The sequence below is a fragment of the Tumebacillus flagellatus genome (assembly GCF_000714935.1).
In the GTDB taxonomy this organism is placed as follows: domain Bacteria; phylum Bacillota; class Bacilli; order Tumebacillales; family Tumebacillaceae; genus Tumebacillus; species Tumebacillus flagellatus.
Genome location: NZ_JMIR01000003.1, coordinates 34,558 through 55,841, shown reverse-complemented (window position 1 = coordinate 55,841; position 21,284 = coordinate 34,558). Strand labels below are relative to the sequence as shown.

General features: G+C 54.8%; 26 protein-coding genes. 16 read left to right on the top strand and 10 right to left on the bottom strand.

Features of this window, described 5'->3' with window-relative positions; all coding sequences use genetic code 11:
* Window positions 1–9 precede the first annotated feature (9 nt).
* A complete protein-coding gene (locus EL26_RS03170) occupies window positions 10–981 on the bottom strand; it encodes an ATP-grasp domain-containing protein (protein WP_038084446.1) in 972 nt (323 codons plus the stop codon).
* 357 nt (window positions 982–1,338) lie between these two features.
* On the opposite strand from EL26_RS03170, the gene rsgA reads away from it, so the two are divergent.
* Complete coding sequence (gene rsgA, locus EL26_RS03165) at window positions 1,339–2,379, top strand: ribosome small subunit-dependent GTPase A (RefSeq protein WP_052035965.1); 1,041 nt, start codon at window positions 1,339–1,341, stop codon at window positions 2,377–2,379.
* Window positions 2,380–2,436: 57 nt separating this feature from the next.
* Here the strand turns inward: rsgA and EL26_RS03160 are convergent, their stop codons facing one another.
* The 4 genes from EL26_RS03160 to EL26_RS03145 form a co-directional block, all read right to left on the bottom strand.
* Entirely contained in the window at window positions 2,437–2,859 is a 423-nt protein-coding gene (locus EL26_RS03160) for a hypothetical protein (protein WP_038084442.1), read from the bottom strand.
* Between the two features lie 88 nt (window positions 2,860–2,947).
* Window positions 2,948–3,691 carry an amino acid ABC transporter ATP-binding protein gene (locus EL26_RS03155; RefSeq protein ID WP_038084439.1) on the bottom strand — a complete coding sequence of 248 codons (744 nt, stop codon included), beginning with the start codon at window positions 3,689–3,691 and terminating at the stop codon, window positions 2,948–2,950.
* A gap of 13 nt (window positions 3,692–3,704) precedes the next feature.
* On the bottom strand, window positions 3,705–4,382 hold the full coding sequence (locus EL26_RS03150; RefSeq protein WP_038084437.1) for an amino acid ABC transporter permease: 678 nt from the start codon (window positions 4,380–4,382) through the stop codon (window positions 3,705–3,707).
* A 15-nt stretch (window positions 4,383–4,397) separates the two neighbouring features.
* A complete protein-coding gene (locus tag EL26_RS03145) occupies window positions 4,398–5,213 on the bottom strand; it encodes an amino acid ABC transporter substrate-binding protein (RefSeq protein ID WP_038084436.1) in 816 nt (271 codons plus the stop codon).
* A gap of 209 nt (window positions 5,214–5,422) precedes the next feature.
* On the opposite strand from EL26_RS03145, the gene rnhC reads away from it, so the two are divergent.
* The 3 genes from rnhC to EL26_RS26635 all read left to right on the top strand — a co-directional run bounded on the left by rnhC (window position 5,423) and on the right by EL26_RS26635 (window position 7,491).
* Window positions 5,423–6,400 (top strand): ribonuclease HIII, encoded by a 978-nt coding sequence (gene rnhC, locus EL26_RS03140; RefSeq protein WP_052035930.1) that lies wholly within the window; start codon window positions 5,423–5,425, stop codon window positions 6,398–6,400.
* 16 nt (window positions 6,401–6,416) lie between these two features.
* Window positions 6,417–7,271: a leucine-rich repeat domain-containing protein gene (locus EL26_RS03135; RefSeq protein ID WP_038084434.1), complete on the top strand. Its 855-nt coding sequence runs from the start codon at window positions 6,417–6,419 to the stop codon at window positions 7,269–7,271.
* 67 nt (window positions 7,272–7,338) lie between these two features.
* On the top strand, window positions 7,339–7,491 hold the full coding sequence (locus EL26_RS26635; protein ID WP_161780650.1) for a hypothetical protein: 153 nt from the start codon (window positions 7,339–7,341) through the stop codon (window positions 7,489–7,491).
* Between the two features lie 788 nt (window positions 7,492–8,279).
* Here the strand turns inward: EL26_RS26635 and EL26_RS03125 are convergent.
* On the bottom strand, window positions 8,280–8,678 hold the full coding sequence (locus tag EL26_RS03125; RefSeq protein ID WP_038084430.1) for a VOC family protein: 399 nt from the start codon (window positions 8,676–8,678) through the stop codon (window positions 8,280–8,282).
* Window positions 8,679–8,744: 66 nt separating this feature from the next.
* Window positions 8,745–8,987 carry a hypothetical protein gene (locus EL26_RS03120; protein ID WP_038084429.1) on the bottom strand — a complete coding sequence of 81 codons (243 nt, stop codon included), beginning with the start codon at window positions 8,985–8,987 and terminating at the stop codon, window positions 8,745–8,747.
* Window positions 8,988–9,436: 449 nt separating this feature from the next.
* Here EL26_RS03120 and EL26_RS03110 point away from each other — a divergent pair, with 449 nt between their 5' ends.
* The 3 genes from EL26_RS03110 to EL26_RS03100 are packed head-to-tail and all read left to right on the top strand — an operon-like array spanning window position 9,437 to window position 11,068.
* Window positions 9,437–9,946 (top strand): GNAT family N-acetyltransferase, encoded by a 510-nt coding sequence (locus tag EL26_RS03110; protein ID WP_038084425.1) that lies wholly within the window; start codon window positions 9,437–9,439, stop codon window positions 9,944–9,946.
* 28 nt (window positions 9,947–9,974) lie between these two features.
* Complete coding sequence (locus tag EL26_RS03105; protein ID WP_038084423.1) at window positions 9,975–10,511, top strand: GNAT family N-acetyltransferase; 537 nt, start codon at window positions 9,975–9,977, stop codon at window positions 10,509–10,511.
* Window positions 10,508–11,068 carry a maltose acetyltransferase domain-containing protein gene (locus EL26_RS03100; RefSeq protein WP_038084419.1) on the top strand — a complete coding sequence of 187 codons (561 nt, stop codon included), beginning with the start codon at window positions 10,508–10,510 and terminating at the stop codon, window positions 11,066–11,068. The genes EL26_RS03105 and EL26_RS03100 overlap by 4 nt, the downstream gene beginning before the upstream one ends.
* Before the next feature lie 82 nt (window positions 11,069–11,150).
* On the opposite strand, the gene EL26_RS03095 is transcribed toward EL26_RS03100, so the two are convergent.
* The gene (locus tag EL26_RS03095; protein WP_038084417.1) at window positions 11,151–12,191 is read right to left on the bottom strand and encodes a YheC/YheD family endospore coat-associated protein; all 1,041 of its coding nucleotides are present in this window, start codon (window positions 12,189–12,191) and stop codon (window positions 11,151–11,153) included.
* A gap of 25 nt (window positions 12,192–12,216) precedes the next feature.
* A complete protein-coding gene (locus EL26_RS03090) occupies window positions 12,217–13,347 on the bottom strand; it encodes an ATP-grasp domain-containing protein (RefSeq protein WP_052035929.1) in 1,131 nt (376 codons plus the stop codon).
* Between the two features lie 339 nt (window positions 13,348–13,686).
* Between EL26_RS03090 and EL26_RS03085 the strand changes: the two genes are divergently transcribed.
* The 4 genes from EL26_RS03085 to EL26_RS03070 all read left to right on the top strand — a co-directional run bounded on the left by EL26_RS03085 (window position 13,687) and on the right by EL26_RS03070 (window position 16,642).
* Window positions 13,687–14,226, top strand: coding sequence for a CBO0543 family protein (locus tag EL26_RS03085; RefSeq protein ID WP_038084416.1), 540 nt, complete (start codon window positions 13,687–13,689; stop codon window positions 14,224–14,226).
* An 87-nt stretch (window positions 14,227–14,313) separates the two neighbouring features.
* Window positions 14,314–14,721 (top strand): SRPBCC family protein, encoded by a 408-nt coding sequence (locus EL26_RS03080; protein ID WP_038084414.1) that lies wholly within the window; start codon window positions 14,314–14,316, stop codon window positions 14,719–14,721.
* Window positions 14,722–15,099 carry an ArsR/SmtB family transcription factor gene (locus EL26_RS03075; RefSeq protein WP_038084413.1) on the top strand — a complete coding sequence of 126 codons (378 nt, stop codon included), beginning with the start codon at window positions 14,722–14,724 and terminating at the stop codon, window positions 15,097–15,099.
* 142 nt (window positions 15,100–15,241) lie between these two features.
* Complete coding sequence (locus tag EL26_RS03070; protein WP_038084411.1) at window positions 15,242–16,642, top strand: DUF2252 family protein; 1,401 nt, start codon at window positions 15,242–15,244, stop codon at window positions 16,640–16,642.
* A gap of 121 nt (window positions 16,643–16,763) precedes the next feature.
* On the opposite strand, the gene EL26_RS03065 is transcribed toward EL26_RS03070, so the two are convergent.
* Entirely contained in the window at window positions 16,764–17,219 is a 456-nt protein-coding gene (locus EL26_RS03065) for an SDR family NAD(P)-dependent oxidoreductase (RefSeq protein WP_038084409.1), read from the bottom strand.
* 178 nt (window positions 17,220–17,397) lie between these two features.
* Between EL26_RS03065 and EL26_RS03060 the strand changes: the two genes are divergently transcribed.
* From EL26_RS03060 to rpsD, 5 genes are all read left to right on the top strand, one after another.
* A complete protein-coding gene (locus EL26_RS03060; protein WP_038084408.1) occupies window positions 17,398–18,954 on the top strand; it encodes an ABC-F family ATP-binding cassette domain-containing protein in 1,557 nt (518 codons plus the stop codon).
* A gap of 12 nt (window positions 18,955–18,966) precedes the next feature.
* The gene (locus EL26_RS23355; protein ID WP_052035928.1) at window positions 18,967–19,443 is read left to right on the top strand and encodes a PaaI family thioesterase; all 477 of its coding nucleotides are present in this window, start codon (window positions 18,967–18,969) and stop codon (window positions 19,441–19,443) included.
* Window positions 19,444–19,497: 54 nt separating this feature from the next.
* Window positions 19,498–20,019: a dUTP diphosphatase gene (locus EL26_RS03050; RefSeq protein ID WP_038084407.1), complete on the top strand. Its 522-nt coding sequence runs from the start codon at window positions 19,498–19,500 to the stop codon at window positions 20,017–20,019.
* A gap of 126 nt (window positions 20,020–20,145) precedes the next feature.
* A complete protein-coding gene (locus EL26_RS03045) occupies window positions 20,146–20,562 on the top strand; it encodes a hypothetical protein (RefSeq protein WP_152559158.1) in 417 nt (138 codons plus the stop codon).
* A gap of 24 nt (window positions 20,563–20,586) precedes the next feature.
* Window positions 20,587–21,192 carry a 30S ribosomal protein S4 gene (rpsD, locus tag EL26_RS03040; RefSeq protein ID WP_038084404.1) on the top strand — a complete coding sequence of 202 codons (606 nt, stop codon included), beginning with the start codon at window positions 20,587–20,589 and terminating at the stop codon, window positions 21,190–21,192.
* Window positions 21,193–21,284: the final 92 nt, after the last annotated feature.

Below are 21,284 nucleotides of genomic sequence, written 5' to 3'. Positions count from 1 at the left end.
GTGCCTTTTTTACGAGACACGAAACAGATATTGGAGGTACTTCCCGATCGAGTCCCTCGGCGTGCCTTGCGCCGGGAACATATGACCGTTCATGCCGGGGAGCACGTTAACTTCGATAATCGTGCCGCCCGTCTCGCGCATTGAACGCGAGATGTCCGGCGTGCGGATGTCCAGCCCCGCCACGTCAAGCCCGAGCACGCGCGCCGCTTCGAGGCAGATGGCGGCATTCTCCGGGCAAAGGTCGTCGGTGCGGTCGATGTTCATGCCGCCGGTGTACTCGTTGCCGTTTTTGCGCAGATAGATCGTGGTGCCGGCAGCAGGGACGGAGGAGAGGCTGAAGCCTTGCGTCGCGAGGATGCGTTTGACTTCCTCGTCGATCTGCACGACCAGCATCGGTTTGAACTCGTCCTTGTCGGCGGTGCGGGCGGGGTCGGCGTTGAGCGCTTGGATCAATTCGTACACGGAAGAGCGTCCGTCTCCGGTCACTTGCGGCGGGCGGTTTTCCAAAACGCCGACGATCTCGCCGTCGATCACCAGCACGCGGTAATCGCGGCCGTGGATTTGTTGTTGCACGAGCAAATCGCGTCCGTACGCTTGTCCGTTTTGGATCGCTTGCTTCAATTCATCCGGTGTGCGCACATCCATCGTGATGCCGACACCCCGGTTGGTGTCGACGGGCTTGACGACGACCGTGCCGTGAGAGTCCAGAAAATTCAGAGCTTCTTGGGTGCACGAACGGACGGAAATCTCGTCCGGCACCGGGAGATCATGGCGTTTGAGCAGCGCCGAGCAGACGCGCTTGTTCTTGGTGATCAGCCCCGCGACGGCGGGCAGGCGGTGGGAGCGGGTCTTGTTCACGATGACCGTGCGCTCTCCGTTGGAAAGTTCCAAAAAATCTTCTTCGTCCTCCACCAGCAGGCGGCAGGAATAGCCCAGTTCGAGTGCTCGTTGCGAAATCAACTTGTTGTGCAAATTCTTCATGACAGCACCTCGTGATAAGTAAGGGAGATTTATGGGTTGCACTTACTAATATAAGTAAAAAGTTTACACTCTGCAACAGTGGCGAAATCGTGCGAAAGCGGGTATACTAAGAAGAGGATACATCCAAATTTACCTGTTTTTTCTACCATTTCCGAAGGAGTGATGTAAGATGATGAAACTGATTGTCGTATCTGTAAAGTACTGTGAGGTTGCAGACATCCTCTAATTTCGGAATTGGTGTGGTTAGGGGATGACTCTGTGACCGATTGTTGTGCAAGACCCAATCGATCACATCCTCTGGAGGAATCCCAATTGACTTTTACAAACCTGCAAGCTCTGGGTTGGAACGAAACTTTCATGGAGCACTTCGCTCCGTTTGCAAGCAACGCTGACTATACGGTGGCCCGCGTGGCCCTCGAACATAAGCATCTCTATCGCGTCTATTCGGAACACGGCGACTTGCTCGCTTCTGTCTCCGGCAAGCTGCGGCACACCGCGTTCGGCCGGGAGGACTATCCCGCCGTGGGCGACTGGGTGGTGATTTCCGCCCGTCCGGAGGAGCGCAAAGCGACCGTTCACGGAATTTTGCCGCGCTTCTCCAAGTTCTCGCGCAAAGTCGCGGGCAACGTGACGGAAGAACAGATCGTGGCGGCGAACGTCAACACGGTGTTTCTCGTCATGGCGCTCAACAACGACTTTAACGTCCGCCGTCTGGAGCGCTACTTGGTGGCGGCGTGGGAGAGCGGCGCAACTCCGGTTGTGATCTTGACCAAGATGGACCTCTGCGACGAAGTGGAGGAGCGGATTTCCGATGTGGAGAGCGTCGCGTTCGGCGTGCCGATTCACGCTGTGTCCTCGGAGTTGAACCAAGGCTTGGAGCAACTCGCTCCGTACTTGGGTGAAGGCAAGACCGTGGCGTTGCTCGGCTCGTCCGGCGTCGGCAAGTCCACGCTCGTCAACCGTCTCTGCGGGGAAGAGCGCATGGAGACCGGCGGCGTTCGCGAAGGCGACGACCGCGGGAAACACACGACGACGTACCGCGAACTGATTCGCATGCCGCAGGGCGGCCTGCTGATCGACACTCCGGGAATGCGCGAACTGCAACTTTGGGAATCGGATGAAAGTTCGCTGACCGGCAGTTTCTCCGACGTGGAAGAATTGGCGGAGAACTGCTTCTACCGCGACTGTGAACACCGCCAAGAGCCGGGGTGCGCCGTGCAGCAAGCGATTGCGGACGGGACGCTGGACGCCGACCGCTACCAAAGCTATGTGAAGCTCCAGCGCGAACTGGCGTACCTCGAACGCAAGAACGACGTCCGCGCGCAAATCGCGGAGAAGGAACGCTGGAAGAAGGCCGGTGCGATCGGTCGGGAGAACGCCCGCCGAAAACGATCCTAAACGAACGAAGACCCTCCATGCCGGAGGGTCTTTTTGTATGCTGTGTTGTGCAGTTTCTTAAAAGGGCTTGTTCGCCATCAAGTAGCCGATTGCGCCGAACAGACCGACGGCGGTGATGATGACACAGGCGTTTTCAAAACGCAGTTTGGACATCTCTTCGCGGGCGAATACTTTGTTGGTTTCCACGATGGAGTTCATGCGGCCGAGGATGACTTTTTTGACGATGATAAAAATCAGGGCGTAGATCAGCATGGAGACCAACAGCCAGAGCTGCAAGAGAATTTGCCAGCCGGCCGTCAAGATCATCGCGACGGCGGAGACCCAGAGGGTGATGTCGGCGGCGCGGTCGATTTTTTTGTACGGGGCGAGGAAGCTTTGCACTTGCTCGACCGTTTTCAGGCGGGGGATATAGAACAGCACGCCGAGTTTGACCACGACGGCGAGCAAATGGAAGACCAAGATGATGGTAAACAGAGTCATGAACCCACTCTCCTCTCTCTTGCCTCTATCTTATCGCATTTCCCGCAAAAAAAGCAGACGGTAAGTTCCGCCTGCTTCAATTTAGCGCCTAGAGGCTCAGCTTATTCAAAAATTGTCTCGTCCGCTCGTGCTTCGCCGCTCCGAAGATTTCGGCGGGCGGCCCTTGCTCGACGATGACGCCGCCGTCGATGAACACGACGCGGTCGGCGACATCCTGTGCGAACTTCATCTCGTGCGTGACGATCACCATCGTCATGCCTTCTTGGGCGAGTTCCTTCATGACTTTCAGCACTTCGCCGACCAACTCCGGGTCGAGGGCGGACGTCGGTTCGTCAAACAGCAGGACTTTCGGGTCCATCGCCATCGCCCGCGCGATCCCGACGCGCTGTTGCTGGCCGCCGGAGAGTTGGTGCGGGTACATGTCGGCGCGGTCGGCGAGGCCGACTTTGTCCAAGAGGCGCAGCGCCTTCTCGCGGGCTTCCGACTTGGAGCGGCCGAGCACGGTGATCTGGCCTTCCATGAGGTTTTCCAGCGCCGTTTTGTGCGGGAACAGGTTGTAGTTCTGGAACACCATGCCCGTTTCGCGGCGCAGGGCGAGCATTTCGTTTTTGGCGACGGGCCGGCCGGGGGTGAACTGCAAATGGCGGTCGGCAAGCGTCAACGCGCCGGACGTCGGCGTCTCCAAGAGGTTCAAGCAGCGCAGGAACGTGGTTTTGCCGGAGCCGGACGGGCCGATGATGACGACCGTTTCACCGCTTTGAACATCGAGGTCGATGCCCTTTAAGATTTCCAGTTGGTCGAACGATTTGTGCAGGTTGCGAATTTGAATCATGCCCGGTTCCTCCTTACTTCGCCACATGGCGGGAGAAGCGCACTTCCAGCCAGCCTTGCAGCCACGACAATACGGTGGAGAAGACCAAGTAGATCACAGCGGCTTCCGAGTACAGCACCAGCGGTTCGTACGTCGTCGCCGTGATCTGCTGCGCCACGCGGAACATCTCCGTCATCGTGATCGCCGCCGCGAGCGACGTGTCTTTCACCAGCGAGATGAACGAGTTCGCCAGCGGCGGGACGGCGACGCGGGTCGCTTGCGGAATCACGATGCGGCGCAGGGCTTGGCGGTACGTCATGCCGATCGAGTACGCCGCTTCCCATTGCCCGCGGGGAACCGATTGGATGGAGGCGCGGATGATCTCCGAGCCGTATGCGCCGACCGACAGCGTGAAGCCGATCACCGCCGAAGGGAACGCGGCGAGGGTGACACCGAAAGAAGGAAGGCCGTAGAAGATGATAAACAATTGCACAAGCAAGGGCGTCCCGCGAATGATCCAGACGTAGAAGCGGGCGATGCCTGACAGCACGCGGTTCCCCGACAGCCGGGCCAGCGCGGTCAACAGCGCGACGGCGAGGCCCAGCACGAAGGAGAGAATGGCGAGCGGAACAGTGAACTCGATGCCGGCTTTGAGCAGCGGCCAGAACGACGAGCTCAGGATTTCGAGGATGCGTTGACTGCGGTCATCCATAGAGGCGTCGGCTCCTTACTTGGAGACGTCTGCACCGAAGTATTTTTGCGAGATCTTGAGGTAGGTGCCGTCCGATTTCATGTCGGCGAGCGCTTTGTTGACAGCGTCGACGAGTTCTTTGCTGTTTTTGCGGAACATGAGGCCGCTTTGACCGCCTTCTGCTTGTTCATCGACTTTTTTCAGCGGGGTGTCCGGTTTCTGCTTCATCAAGTCGAGGAAGGAGAGGCTGTCGTTGACAGTGGCGTCGGCGCGTTTGGAATTCAGCATGTCGACCGCCTGGTTGAAGCCTTCCACGCCGACGATTTCCGCGCCGTTTTTCTTGGCGATGTCGGTGTAGTTGGAGGTGAGGGACTGGGCTGCTTTCTTGCCTTTGAGGTCGGCGAAGGTCTTGATGTCGGTGTTGTCCTTGGAGACGACCAGGGCTGCTTTGGAGACGATGTACGGGTCGGAGAAGTCGTATTTCTCCTGGCGGTCGGGGCGGATGCCGACTTCGTTGGCGATCATGTCGAAGCGCTTGGAGTCGAGACCCGCGAACATGCCGTCCCATTGCGTTTCCACGTACTGCGGTTTCACGCCGATGCGCTTGGCGACTTCGCTTGCGACGTCGACGTCAAAGCCGGTCAGCGAGCCGTCCGCCGCGTGGAACGTAAACGGTGCGTAGGTTCCTTCGGTGCCGATCTTCAGCACGCCGGCCGATTTCACTTGGTCGAGCAAGTTGCCGGACGCGGCGGTGTTGTTGCCGTCCGATTTGTTGTCAGACGTGCCGCATGCGGTGAGGACGAGGGAAAGAGCGAGGACAGAAGTTGCGAGAAGCGTGAATTTTTTCTTCATTCTGATATATCTCCTAGTTATCGAATTGGAATTAAGGGGTATTACGTTTCTGATCGTAGACATTCGAAACGACTTTGTCAATATCTTCTCCGGAAAAAAGGGTCATGATGTATGAGAGCACACATTGTGAACAGAGTGGTTGAATAAGAAGGGACATGGTAGACTGGGTGAAATAGACATTGCGCGAAACGAACGAGGGAGGAACCGGAGTGAAGATTGTGGATCTCGCCACGGCAAGTCAGCGGGCAGAGGCGTTGTGCAAGGAGAACGGGTTGGAAATTTTGGAGCAGAAGGACATCCCGTACGGGCGGCAGTTCAAAGTGCGCGCCGGGGGGACGACGGCGCAGTTGAACGTCTATTTCGGGAAGAAAGGTCTCAAACTCGTCGTGCAGGGCGGGGGCGGTGAAGCGAAATCGGCGTTGGAGAGTGTGACGGCGGCGATGGAGGGGCGGAGTGCCGGTTCTGCTGCATCTACCTCGGCACCCGCAAAAAAGGACAAAAAGCCGCTGCCGGATGTTGAGTTTGCGTATGAAGAGCCGTGGATCGGCACAGACGAGAGCGGGAAGGGGGATTTTTTCGGTGGCTTGGTGACGGCTGGAGTTATCGTCGACCCCGAAGCCGTTCCGTTGCTGCAATCGCTTGGCGTGGATGATAGCAAGAAGATCAACGACGCGAAGATTCAGTCTATGTCTACTGAGATACGGAAAATTTGCTATGGCAAGTACAAGATCTTGTCGTTGGTTCCGTCCAAGTACAACGACCTCTACGAGCGAATGAAGGGCGAGGGGAAGAATCTCAATTCGTTGCTGGCTTGGGCGCATGTGTCGGTGTTGGAGAGCCTGTTGGAAATCCAGTACGTCAAACTTGCCATTGCCGATAAATTCGCGGACGAAAAGTACATTAACACCCGACTGAAAAAGTTAGGGCGTACCATTGAGTTGATCCAAGTCCCAAAGGCGGAACAGAACATCGCGGTCGCCGCCGCTTCGATCTTGGCACGGGACGCATTCTTGCGCTGGCATCAAGATGCCAAGAAGCAACACGGCGTTACCTTCCCAAAGGGAGCAAATGCACAGGTTGTGCAGGTCGGACGCACTTACGTTCAATCGAACGGGAAAGAAGCACTTCGCAATGTCGCAAAACTGCATTTCAAGACGACAGAAGAAGTCTTTATGTATAATGACTAGCCAAGGAGCGAGAGAGATGAGGTTTAATTTTAACAGTAAAGGGCTCACCAAGACACCACTCGAAATCTTTTCAGGCAATACCCCGCTTATTGAATTGAGCTTTTACGACAACAAAATCAAAGAGATTCCCGAAGTTGTCTACCGCCATCCAGAACTGGAGGTGCTCAATTATGCGGGAAACGAAATCGAAGAGATATCGGAGTTAATCAAAAACTTAATCCATTTGAGGATGCTCGATCTGGGTCATAACAAGTTGAGAAAGTTGCCTGCGGAAATAGGTATGTTATCGGGGTTGGACTCCTTTCTCTATCTAAGTAATAATCAGCTTGAAGAACTCCCGATTCAAATCGCAGACCTTATAGATCTGAAATACTTGAATGTAACCGATAACAACTTAAAAAGACTTCCCGAAAACATAGGGAGAATGGCGAGCCTAATCGAATTGCGAATGTACAACAATGATCTTGAAGAACTCCCAGAATCAATCACAAACATACGCGGGTTACGAGAAATACATGCGTATGGGAATAAGTTGCTTCGCTTGCCAGCAAGTATAGGGGGGCTGGACGAGCTTCGTATACTCGATGTAAGCAACAACGAGTTACGAACATTACCAAAGTCCATAGGTGCTTTAAAAAAACTAAGAAGCCTAAACCTTAGAAATAACAAAATAAACGAACTGCCCGATGAGATCGGTGAATTACAAAATCTCATCGAGCTTGACTTGCGAGGAAATGAATTGCAAACGCTTCCAAGTTCACTCATGAATTTGCGCGACCTTGAAAAACTCGACCTACGTTGGAATCGCAACCTGAAAGAGACTCAGATTCTACAAACCCTCAAACAAAAGGGGTGCATCGTGTACCACTAATTTTTCTCTTCTATCCTCTTCGGTACTATTTGTATCAATCCGCCAAGGGGGATTTTTTTGCCCGCTCGTGACGGCGGGTGTCATCGTCGACCCGGAAGCGGTGCCGTTGTTGCAGGCGCTCGGCGTGGACGATTCCAAGAAGATCACCGAAAAAAAATCCCCGGCATGGCCGAGGAGATTCGCAAGATCTGCTATGGGAAATATAAGGTATTGCAGATGAACCCGGCGAAGTACAACGAGCTGTACGGCAAGATGAAGAACTTGAACGTGCTGCTGGCGTGGACGCATGCGGCGGTCATTGAGGACTTGCTGGAGAAGCAAGACGTGAAGCTCGCCGTCGCCGCCGCGTCCGACCTGGCTCGCGACGCCCTCCTCAATGGAGCAACGGAGCCAAAAAACCATTCGGCCTCACTCTGCCCAAAGGCACCTCCGCTCTCGTCATCCAAGCGGGCAAGGCGTACGTCAAGGACCCCGGCAAGGACGCCATCGCCAATGGAGAGAAATTGCAGATCAAGACGACAGAAGACGTCCTTCGATAAGCAGAATTCCATATGAAAATTGCGGCCAAAGCAAGCATGAAGCAGAACACTGCAGATGCTTGCTTTTTTGATGTCGCGCCAAGGAGATGAACAGACAGTTGGCGTTTAAATCATTACACACATAAGTAATTCAGTAAGTTTTGTTGAATTTTATATTTCAATTATGTTATGGTATAGATAAGGCTGGTTCGATTGGGAGACTCCCTGATAATCCGAACTCAGCTACAAATCGTACTTGAGGAGGGTGTTTACATGGAAAATATGTTTGATCTCGACGTGGTTGTGAAGAAACCCGAAAGAGCAGCGTCACCTATCCAAGACCAATACGACCCCTACTACACGGGCGTATTGTGCACGATCTTGTGCTCGGTTGTTTGCGGTTGGTAATCGCTTTAGAAACGAGTTTGTAAATGGAAAGGGCAAGCATCGAGACTTCATACGGATGCTTGCCCTGGTTTGTTTTCGACGTCTATTCAAGAGTCAATTGCCAGGAGATGCCGAATTGATCGGAGACCCAGCCGAACTTTTTACTGAAAGGATAAGAAGCGAGCGGCATCAGGATGGAGCCGCTTTCCGACAGCTTCGCAAAGGCTCGATCCAACTGCTCTTCTGTGTCACAGGTGACATACAAGGACATGGAAGGGGTGAATGTAAATCCATGCTTCACGTGGCTGTCGATGCACATAAATTCCTGTCCGTTTAGCGTGAAGGCAGCATGTTTCACAGTGCCTTCCGGGCCCGCCTCATTCGGACCATAGCGGGTCATCTTCAGGATTTCGGAGTTGTCGAAGATCGAAGTGTAGAAGTTGATGGCTTCTTCCGCATTGCCTTCAAACATGAAAAACGTTGTGATTTTCACTGTGATCAAGCTCCAGTCGCATGAGATTTCTGTATTCCATTCCTTATTATAACAATCTTTCCACGATGATGATTGTCAACAACACTTCGGTTCACAGGCTGACATCTTCAGGCACTTGATCTTGCCGTCCTTGCATTCGAAGCCTTCGAATGTGCAGCAGTCGGTTTTGATATCTTCGACTTCGAAGTATTCAAAACAGACGTTGTCGAGGCTGACACACTCGCAGTCGCCTTTGAGCATCTGGATCAGGCATTCGCGCTGCTCCCGGTCGAGCACGAGTTCCATTTTCACTTTCTTGATCTTCGGTCTATCTGCCACGGCAATCTCCCTCTTTTCTTGGGTGTTGAGCGGGAAACACTCACATCCACACCATACGCCCACGACCCTTCGAGGGTGACAGTCCGAATTTGCTCAAAACAGGATTGGATCACTGCCTCCCATCCCGTAAAATAAAAAAGACAAGCATGTACAGGGGTCCGACCACAGCGGGGTTCGATAACTCGGGTGCAAGCAAGGCAAGCAAGAGGTAGAAACCGCCCAACCTCCCCTGATTCAAGAGGAAGATCACGATGAATAACGTAAAAAAAGTGGAGGCAAATCGCGTCACGGTGTTTCTGGGTTGTCCAAGATTTAAAAATACGGCAGCCTGAAGCAAAATAAGAAACCCGACCGCATATCGGTACGTGTCATTCACGGCGGACTCACCTCATTTCTTACATATTCTATGCAAGACCGAGGACAAGTGAAAGTCAAAGGAGCCATGACAGATGAAAATACTTGAAACCGAACGACTCATCCTGCGCCGCCAAACGGTTGAAGATGCGGCGTTCATGTTGGAACTCTGGAACGACCCGTCTTGGATTCAAAACATCAGCGATTTCGGCGTGAGAACCGTGGAGGAAGCGCGCAATCGAATTGCAAGCGGGGCGATCGAGCAGTACGCCAAATGGGGCTACGGCTTCTACTTGACCGAGTTGAAGGACGGCGGAATCCCGATTGGCATCTGCGGCTTTGCCAAGCGGGATTTTTTGGAAGATCCGGATGTCGGCTTCGCGTTTCTGCCGCGCTACTGGGGCAAGGGCTATGCGTACGAAGCGGCTTCTGCCGTGATGGAATACGGCAAATCCGTGTTGGGCTTCACCCGGATTGCGGCGTTTACGTCCGAAGAGAACGAAGCGTCGGGCAAACTGCTGGAGAAACTGGGGTTGCAGTTTGAGCAGCTGATCCCGTACCCGGGCGGAGATGAGAGGGTTCGCTTGTATTCGGTGAGCGTGTAAGCAGCAAGGGAAAGGAGTCTGGACGGAAATGAACGTGTCACTGGTCAGGCCGACTGCGGACTTGCAGGAGGCGTATGTGGAGTTTTATCAAGAATGGGTGGCGAGCGGGGAAGACATGATCCCGTGGGTCATCCGAAGGGACCCTGCCGATTTTCCAAAGATGTTGCAAGCGTTGCAGGATGACGAAAAAACGGACAATCTTCCGGAAGGTTGGGTTCCCGGTTCGACGTATTGGCTGGTCACAGAAGACCGTCGCGTCGTCGGTGCGGTGAACATCCGGCATTCGCTGACAGAGTTTTTGTTCAACTGCGGCGGGCACATCGGCTATGGAATCCGCCCGTCCGAAAGACGCAAAGGCTATGCGACCCGGCTGTTGGCACTGTCTCTGGAGAAAGCCCGCGAGTTGGGAATCCCCAAGGCACTCGTCGTTTGCAATGCGGATAATCTTGCTTCGGAGCGCACGATACGAAACAACGGCGGTGTGCAAGACGTCGATTTCATCGAAGAAGACGGCAACGTGAACAAGCGATTCTGGATTGATTTGGAGGAGACAAGATCAGTATGAAAACAGAGAAAGAAAAAATGATCGCTGGCGAACTGTACTATGCGGCGGACCCGCAGTTGATCAAGGAACGCCTGAACGCGCGCAGGCTGACGAGGCTGTACAACCAGACGGAAGAGACGGAGATCGAACGGAGAACAGAGTTGCTCAAGGAACTGTTCGGCACCGTCGAAGGGACGATTTTCATCGAGCCCGCTCTGCGTTGCGATTACGGGTACAACTTGCATGTGGGCGATAATTTCTATGCGAACTTCGATTGCGTGTTTCTCGACGTCTGCGAGATTCGGTTCGGCAAAAACTGCTTCCTCGCGCCGGGCGTGCACATCTACACGGCGACACACCCGCTCCATCCGGTGGAGCGCAATTCCGGGCTTGAATTCGGCAAACCGGTCACCATCGGCGACAACGTGTGGATCGGCGGGAGATCGGTCATCAACCCCGGCGTCACGATCGGGAACAACGTCGTCGTCGCGTCCGGCTCTGTCGTCATCAAGGACGTGCCGGACAACGTCGTCGTCGGCGGGAATCCGGCACGCGTGATCAAGAACATCGAACTGTAACAAACCCTCAGCTTACAGAGAACCCTTTCCGATATAAAAGAAAGCAAGCTCCCGGAACTCGCTCGGGATGCTTGCTTTTTGGCTATCGAACCAGTTTGGCATGCTTCTTCGCCAGATAAGCGGCATACTGAATCGTATTTCTCGCCACGTCCAACTCCAGATAAAACGTCGGCGGCACGCCGGGTCGCCAGTTTATTTCATACAGCCAGATCTTCCCGTTTTGATCAAGCCCGATGTCGATGCCGAGCTCGTCAAACTCCTCGCGGTACACCTCGTCCATGTGCGCCGCCAACTGTGTCCCGAACACTTCCAATGTCCGTCGCATATCAAACGCCTGCGCTCCGAATTCCTGTTCCAGAAACGACTCCAGCATCGCCGTATACCCGCCGCTGCTCAAGTTCGCCACGACGCTTCCCGGCGGTGCGATGCGCGGGTATGTCGCCGTGTTCACCCAGCGGCCTTCGCCGTTTTTCTGAACGTGAATGCGGAAGTCAAACGCTTGTCCCGATTTCGTCCGTGAGAGGATAAACGGTTGCACCAGATGCAAGACTTCCTGCAACCGTTCCGCCAAAAGTTCGCGCAGGCTTGCTTCTTCGACCACCGTTGTCTCTTCCTGCTCGGTCACTTGGTAGCGCTCACCGCCGTTTAAGGAAGTCAGCCGCACCACCCCGAGCCCCTTATGCCCCCACACAGGCTTGAAGATCACCTCGCGGTGATCTCGCATGAAGTCTAGCACCTCCTCCGGATGTTGTACTTCGCGAGAGGGAATCTGGTAGTACGCGAACGTCTTGCCGTCCATCAATTTCTCATACACCGTCATCTTGTCCCCGACCGAGTGGCTGGTAAACGGGATGATTTCCCGCAACTCGTCGATGATCTCTTCTCCGGTTTCGGAGCCGGGGCTGCTGTCATTGTAGATGACATGGGGGAATGGGAATTCCCGCTCCACCCAGTCACCGTTTTCCAAGACGAGCCCTTGAATCGTGCGCGTCTCCAGGTTCACGCGCCCCGACGTGAAGTAAAACAGGGTCTCGCCTTCCGCGAAAGCTGTCGCGGCGAACGCGTACAGTTTGCCGATCTTGCGAGGGTCTTTCCGAGTGTGCAAATAACCGATCAAACACACGATCTTCGCTCTCCTTTGAAAAAAACTAACGGGTGTGGAACTGAATTTCCCGTGCCGCCCGTCGTGCGTTCTCCCGGGCTTGTGCACGGGAATCTCCGGTGGCGATCACATACGCGTACCGATGCCCCATCGACTCCGGATAGCGCACTTTTTGCCCGCGGCGAGGTTTGAGAAACACTTCGGCCACTCCCTCCATCCGCGCCGCCCGATTGCGTCCGGACACCGATTCCAAGATGCCGGTCTGGTTCACCGTCACATATTGCGTGTAGGTGTTTCGCTCCTGCCGAATGGTCAAATTCGGCTCTTCTCCCAAAAGAAACTTTAAGGTTTCCTCCAGCAAATTGATGCCTTTCGCCACTTCGATCATCCGGTTCATCGCACCGCCGGAAATGCGCGGATTCGCCTCGATCAACTTCCACGCGCCCTTCACATAGCGCATTTCGAGATGCAATGCTCCGTTTCGCATCTCGAAACCTTCCACGATCTCGTCGACCGCAATCTTGATTTCCTCGCGAAACTCCCGGTCCATGTCCGCATAGGTCAGTACATCGTAGCCCATGACGATAAATCGAGAGAACAACCGAATGTCCTGCTCGATCACCGCAACCATGTGTGTCTCGCCTTCGACGACGACCGCTTCGACGAGAAATTGCGGGCCGTCCAGGTATTCTTCGATCAGCAGTTTTTGGTCGGGGAACTTCGTGCGCATCTTGGTCAGGGCGGATTCCCATTGCGCTTGGGTTTCCGCTTTCAGCACGTCTTTGGAGCCGGTGGAGGTGGGGGATTTGACGACGAGCGGCAGGCGGCTCGCTGTGCGTTGGAGACAGGCGGACAGCGATTCTTGGGGCTCCCACGTGGTGAAGTAGGGGCAGTAGGAAGTGTGTTGCAGAGCTTTTCGAGTGAGAATCTTGTCTTCCATCTTCATGATGGCCTCTGTGGAGAGGATCGACCTGCAGAATTTCTCCGATAAGAGCGCGGCAGTGTGGACATGTGATTCGAGGAAGGAGACAATCAGTTCAATTTGCCGTCCGTTGTTCTGCAATTGTTTGATGTTTTGTTCCAGCACGCGGAGGTCGGACAGGTCGCACAAGATCATTTGGTGGACATCCGGGAAACTGGAACGCTCGTTGAGAAACGGCTCCTTGTCCGTGAACAAAACTGTCAGAAAACCCAGTTTCTCCGCCGCTCGAATCGCTTCTCAGCTGGAGCCGGATTTATTGGAACCGATAAACACGATCGTTCTCACGGGCGATACTCCCCTCTGGTAAGGAATCGATTCGCTATAACGTATGAGTTCGAGGGGGATTTTGGTAGAGATAGATACCTATCTTTCGAAATAACAATAGAAAAAACCAAGCAACCCGAAGCTGCTTGGTTTTTTCCTGCTTCCGCAACTGGAGCGGCAGATGTTACGATTTCAACACATCGTGCCCGGCGCACGCTTGATTATGAGATGGTTGCGCATACTATTCCCGTCAGACGGGAGGGAAGCAAGATGTCGGAGTGGGTGAAAGCAGGGTTCGTCATCGTCGTGAATCTCATGTGGGTCGGCGGCTTTTGGTTCTTCGGCGAACGGAAAAAATGGCGGGAGCACTATCCGACTGCTCTCTTTATTTGCATGTGGGACCTCATTGAATTGGTGCTTACTTTCGACAAAGGATTGTGGCGCTATCCTGAGAATCTGCTGTTTCATTATCACGTGTTCATCGATTTTCAGATTCAGTTTCTGCACTTGATCCCGATGACGCTTTGGTATCTCGCCCGCTATCCGTTTGGGTTCCGTTGGACTCGGCAGGCCATGTATGTGCTGGCGTTCTTTTTGCTCAACGGTGTGCCCGAATGGGTTTTTTATAAACTGAACTTGATCACGTACCACAACGGCTGGAATTACCTCTGGTCGCTGGGAATTTGGCTGATGATGCTGCTCACGATTCGTTTGCACGCCACCCGGGTACTCTTGGCGTGGTGTGTGTGCGTGGCGTGCACGGTGTTCGCGATGTGGTATTTTCACATTCCATTGCCGACTCCCTCTTGACGTGACACCTATGGGTTTCATATAATCGAAATAACACCTCAGGGTGTCAAAACAACAACGCAGATTGCTGCTGGAGGTACTCTACCAATGGAAGATATTTCGAAAGTTGTCGTCTTCAACGCTCCGATTGAAAAAGTATGGAAAGCTGTCTCCACCGCGGAAGGCATCACGTCTTGGTTCATGCCAAACGACATGAAAGCGGAGATGGGCTATGAATTCACGTTCGAAGCCGGTCAATTCGGCAAGTCGCCTTGCAAAGTCACCGAATTGGACGCGCCGCATCTGCTCGGGTTTGACTGGGGCAAGGACTGGCACTTGACCTTCAAATTGAAGGACCTCGGCGACAACAAGACCGAGTTCAACTTGATTCACTCCGGCTGGGATGAGAACATGTCCACGGAACACGGTCAACCGCATACGGTCGTTCGCGGGCATATGGACATGGGTTGGGACAACATCGTCGCCAACAAGTTGCGCGACATCGTCGAGGCGTAAATGTCGTCTGCCGCGAAGGTCGATGTCTTTCAAGCGATTGCCGATCCGACGCGCCGCACCCTGTTGAAGTTGCTGGGGAAGCAGGAGATGTCGGTGGCGCAGATGACCGGACATTTCTCGATCTCGCGCACCGCCGTCAACAAACACCTGCACATCCTCTCCGACGCCGGTCTCGTCTCGCATCACAAAGTCGGGCGCGAGACCCGCTATCAACTGCAGCCGGACAACCTCCGCGAGTTGAAGGACTGGCTGAATTACTTTGAGCAGTTCTGGGACAACAAGCTGGCGATGTTGAAGTTTCTCGTCGAGCAGGACGAAGACAGCCCGGAGGAGAACCCTCCGTTGCGGTTGGTCGAGAAAAAACCTCCATCGGAGTAGTGAGAAGCGCGGATTTCCCTCGGGAGTCCGCGCTTCTTTGTGGAGGTCGTGTTAATGTATTTTGTTGTTTTATTGGAAACTCCCTGTTTGTGTTGTGAATCTAGTATCGTGGAGGTAGATTCCACATGGGAGGGCTCTCTGCATGAAGAAAAAACACCTTGCCGCACTGGTGCTGCTCACCGCCGCGCTTCCGCTTGCTCAAGCCAAGCCGGCCGACGCGTTCACGAACACATCGACGCGCACCCAGTATGTGAAGACGGAGATCCAAAACGCCAACTCGTTCTACAGCGACACGGCGCTGAAGCAACAGAAGTACGCCGACATGAAAGTTTCGCCGTTTGCGTTTTACCGCGCGACGAACCACCTCTACTACGCGGACCTCGACACCGGCGTGATTCCGGTTCCTGCGCAGTGGAAGACCACGTCGAACGTGCAAACGTGGCTGTCCGGCGATTTCCATTCGCAAAACGTTGGTTTTTTTGACAACGACAACGGCAAGGTTGTGTTTGACTTGAACGATTTTGACGAGTCGTACATCGGGCCGTTTTATTGGGACTTGCTGCGCTATTCGACGTCGCTGTGGTTGATGAAGCCGGAGCTCGGCGCGTCGCTCAGCGATTCCGACATCCGCGACGTGGTCGGCGACTTCCTCGCCACCTACCAATCCACACTGAGCGCCGTCAACGGAAACTCCACTGAAAAAGACCTCTACCTCGACAAATCCGCTCTGACCGGTTTCATGGACAACAAGATCGCGGATGTGGAAAGTAAATACAGCGTCTCGACGTTGCTCTCGAAGTGGACGACCACCGCGGGCGGCGTTCGCAAATTCAACTTCGCGAACCCCGATCTCGGAGTGCCGACTTCGACGGACAGCACCGAAGTGAAATCGAACTGGTCGAGCTACTTGTCCAGCGTCTCGTCGTTTGCGTCGACGCAAAGCTCGTCGTACTTCAACATCAAAGACCTCGCCGTCCGCCTCAACTCCGGCCTCGGCTCGCAAGGGGTCAAAAAATACTACGTCCTCGTCGAGGGCGCAACCACGTCACAAAGCGACGATGTGATTCTGGAAGTCAAAGAAGAGCGCCTGCCGAGCCTCTTCCACGTGCACACCGTCTCGCAAAGTCTGTACACGTCTCAATTCGCCACCCACGGCACCCGCACCGCCACGGCAAACTTGGCGTTGCTCAACCACGTCGACGACCATGTGGGCTCTCTGAAGAGTTCGACCCGTTCTTACTTCGTGCACCGCATCTCCCCTTGGAAAAAAGGTCTCGACCCGGCGGACTTCAAGAGCAAATCCGACCTCCAGAACTTCGCGGAAGCTTCTGCGCAAGCGCTGGCGTACGCCCATGCGCGCGCAGACAAGGATTACAACTCCGCGTATGTATCCTACAACTTCGAAGACGGCGCGCTGAACGCCATCGCGCTCTGGCCGCAATTCAAAACCACCGTCTCGCAACTTGCCGAGAACTACTCCGCGCAAGTGCAGGCGGACTACAATTCGTTTGTGTCTTTGGTTAACGGCGGGCAACTGCCGTAGATCGAAGCGCAGGGCTGAAAAAGGAAGCCTCCGGTCGGGAGGCTTCCTTATTCGTTTGCTATGAAGAGAAGGAAGCACCGGCGTGGAGGCTTCCTTTTTTGGATTGCTTTTGGGTCGAGCTTTAGTGGTTTGCGCCGGAGATGCGGTCGTTCAGCGCTTGGAACGTTTCGTCGATCTCATCGCGCGACAGACGGAGCGCCCGCTCCGACATTCGATAGCCGATTTCCAATTGGTTGCGCTCGAACCCGGCAAACACCGCGTCGGCAAAATCGTCCAGCGGCTCCCCGAACGTGTGCAGGCCGACGCCGCCGAGGTCGGTGTTGACAGCCGGAGGGGCGACTTCGATGACGTTGATGTTTTGCTTTTGCGCTTGGTAGCGCAGGCTCATCGTGAACGAGTGGATAGCGGCTTTGGTCGCGCTGTAAACCGGCGCCGACGCCATCGGAGTGAACGCCAGCCCGGAGGAGACGTTGATCACCGTGTTGCCCGCTTTCAAAAAACGCTCCGCAAGCGCCAGTCCGATCCCGGACGCGCCGCCTGTGACGAGAATCGTGTTGCCGCTCAAGTTGAAGTTCATTGCAGGGTTCATCCCTTTTCATAGGTACTCTCAAGTAGTATATCGAAAAATCAGTTGGCAAGCCGAGCGCGCGCAGGTACATTTTTTCAAGAAAAAAGGTGAGACTTTTTTACCCTCCCGCGGGGTTTCTCTGTTAAACTAGTGTGAGGTCGATTTTTGTAGGAGGATCACGGACGAGATGAGTATCTTAAACGTTAACGATATCGGGCACGGCTTTGGTGCCCGCAACCTGTTTTCCAATGTCAACTTCCGACTGCTCAACGGCGAGCACGTCGGTCTCGTCGGCGCAAACGGCGCCGGCAAATCCACGCTGATGAACATCTTGACCGGCAAGCTCCAAGCTGATAACGGCAAATTGGAGTGGTCGTCGCGCGCGACGGTCGGCTACCTCGACCAGCACGCGTCGCTCCAACCGGGCATGACGATCCGCGACGTGTTGAAAGACGCGTTTAAGCCGCTGTTCGACATGGAGAAGGAACTCGGCGACATCGGCATGCAAATGGCGGAACCGGATGCCGACTACGACAAGCTCTTGGCGGACATGGGCGATATCCAAGACCGCTTGGACAACTCCGGTTTCTACATGATCGACGCGAAAGTCGAGGAAGTCGCCAAAGGTCTCGGCTTGAACGCCGTCGGCCTCGACCGCGACGTCGCCGACCTCTCCGGCGGTCAGCGCACGAAAACTCTGCTTGCGAAACTGCTGCTCGAACAGCCGAACGTTCTGCTCTTGGACGAGCCGACCAACCATCTGGACGTCGAGCACATCGAATGGCTGACGACGTATCTGCAAAACTACCCGTACGCGTTCATCTTGATCTCCCATGACGTGGAGTTCATGGACGAAGTGGTCAACGTCATCCTCCATCTCGAAGGCGGCAAGCTCTCCCGCTACACGGGCAACTACGAGAAGTTCGTCGAAGTCTATCTGGCCAAACGCGCCCAGCAAGAGGACGCCTACGAACGCCAGCAAGACGAAATCCGCCGCATGGAAAGCTTCATCCAGCGCAACAAAGCCCGCGCTTCCACGTCGGGCCGCGCCAAATCCCGCCAGAAGATGCTCGACAAGATCGAGCGCATCGACAAACCGGTCGAGTACCCGCGTCCGTCGTTCCGCTTCGAAGAGACCCGTCTGTCCTCGAAGCTGGTGTTTGAAGCGAAGGACCTCGTGATCGGCTACGACCGTCCGCTGCTCCCGCCGCTGACGTTCAAGCTGGAGCGCGGCGAGAAGATCGCGATCACCGGGATGAACGGCATGGGCAAGTCCACGCTGATGAAGACGATCCTCGGCATGATTCCGGCGCTTTCCGGTGAAGTGGAGCGCGGTGATTACCTGACTCCGATCTTCTTCGAGCAGGAAGTCAACGCCACTCCGGGCGTAACCGCTCTGGAGGACGTCTGGAACGCCTTCCCGCACATGCAAAACCAAGACGTGCGCGCCAACCTCGCCCGCTGCGGCCTCGGCAACGAGCACATCACGTCCAAGTTGACGGCGCTCTCCGGCGGCGAGCACGCGAAAGTGCGTCTGTGCAAGCTGATGCTGACGCCGTCGAACTGGATTCTGTTTGACGAACCGACGAACCACTTGGACGTCGCCGCCAAGGAAGAATTGGCGAAAACTCTGCAAAACTACCGCGGCACCGTTCTGCTCGTCTGCCACGAACCGGAATTCTACAAGGACTGGGTTACCCAAGTCTGGAACGTGGAAGACTGGGCGAAAGCATCGGTTCGTTAGGAGGCGTTACTGTTGACGAATCGCGATCATGTGCTTTCCATGTTTGATTCGCTCTCGGAGGACGACCAAGCGTTCATGGTGCGTCTGCTCGAAGCGAAAATCCGCTCCAACACCTCGCCCTTGGCGTATGTGGAAGAGATGATGTCGTACCGCTATGTCGGACAAGAGGACGACGCGTACGTCTACACGATGGAAGTGCGCCCGGAGATCTCCAACCGCTACGGGATGTTGCACGGCGGGATTCTCAGCACGTTCATCGACACCTGCATGGGCGGAACGTGCTTCCGCGTCAACGGGACGGACGTGCGCACCGTCACGCTCGACCTGCATGTCCGCTTCTTGAAGGAAGCCAAAAACGGCACCCTTACCTGCAAGACCTCCATCCAAAAAAACGGCCGCACCGTCACCGTGCTCGAATCGAGCGTTTATGACGACCAAGGCAAGATCATCGGGAGCGCGACCGGCTCGTTCTTTAAAATGTCCAAGTAAGGAAGCGTCGCCTTGCGGCGGCTTCCTTACTTTTTTGTTTCGAGGAGAGACATCATGAACTTCAAACGCTTGTATGAGATTCAACAGGTGCTGGACCAACGGATTCTCGAAGAGCACGGATTGACGCGGGAGGAGACGTTTCCAAAGAAGCTCCTCGCCCTGCAAGTCGAGCTCTGCGAACTCGCCAACGAGACGCGATGCTTCAAGTATTGGAGCCGGAAAGGTTCGGCGCCGCAACCCAAAGTCTTGGAAGAGTACGTCGACGCGCTGCATTTCGTGCTGGGGCTCGGACTCGACCTCGGCTACCGCGACGTCGCGATCCCGCAAACGCAACGCTTTGCAGCGAACGGAGATGCAGACGTCAACGCAGATCGCAACACGGCGTTGACCGCGCAGTTCCAAACTCTGCTCACCCATTGCGTCGCGCTTGCCACCCCCTCTCCGGACACGTACGCCATGCTTTTTTCCGAACTGCTGGCGCTTGGCGGGAGGCTCGGCTTCACCCCGGACGACATCGAAGCCGCCTACCTCGCCAAAAACAAAAAAAACCACCTCCGCCAAACAGAGGGATATTAATCCCAAGCTCTGGCAATCCTGAAAAATGTTCGTTTACAACTTCCTCAGCGTGCGGTACAATGAGGACACGAAATGTAATTGATAATCATTCTCAGTGGGCGAAAGCAGACGGATGAGGTGGTCTCCATGCGTGTAAACCGCATCGCAGGATTGGTCAAGCAGCGAGCTTGGGCCATTGGACATTACAAAGACCCGCAACCGATCCTCGACTGCATTGAACACGTTTTGACAGAGTGGGAATTTCCTGCGGAAGTCGACGTTTTGGTGACGAATTGGCAAGGCAACGGCTGTCACGTACATACCAAGGTACTTGTCAAAATAGGTTCGGAAGTGTATCCTGTAATATTGTCGGAGACTTGTGAGCCGGATGTGCTCGCGTTTACCCCGAATGACGTCATCTACCTCCTCGCGGCTGTCGTCGAAGAGACGGAAGAGGAGTTGTCAAAACTGACGACAGCGGGTGCACAGATCACCGATTCTGTCGCATGGTTGCTCCAGCAGATGGAGCAAACCGAGGCTTTACACGATAACAACACCATTTAAGAAACAAGGGAGAAGATAACAGATATGGCACGTGTCACTGGTCCGAAACACAAACTTTGCCGTCAAGTGGGTCAAGCTCTTTGCGGCTCCCCGAAATGCCCGGTTCACAAGCGTCCGTACCCGCCGGGTCAACATGGCCCGACCAAGCGCAAGAAAGTTTCCGAATACGGCGTTCAGCTCCAAGAGAAACAAAAACTCAAGTTCATCTACGGCGTGCTGGAAAAGCAATTCCGCTCGTACTACGAAGAAGCAGCTCGTCAAAAGGGCATCACCGGCGAAAACCTGCTGCGCATCTTGAACTCCCGCCTCGACTACCTCGTGTACCAAGCGGGCTTTGCGCGCACCCTCGCAGGCGCTCGTCAGCTGGTCAACCACGGCCACGTGCTCGTCAACGGCTCGAAAGTGGACATCCCGTCCTTCCAAGTCCGTCCGGGCAACGTGATCTCGCTGCGTGAGAAATCCCGCGACGTTTCCGTCGTCAAGGAAGCTCTCGAAAACGCTCCGGCGCGTCCGGCGTACCTCGACTGGAACGAGAACGAGCTGGCTGCAACCTACGCTCGTCTCCCGCACCGCGAAGAGATGCCGCAAACGGTCCAAGAGCACCTCATCATCGAATTCTACTCCCGTTAATCTCTGCGGGTTCTTACAGAAAACGCCGCGTCTTCCAATTGGAAGCGCGGCGTTTTTTTCGTATACTTTATGCTAGAATAGTAGCATTCGAA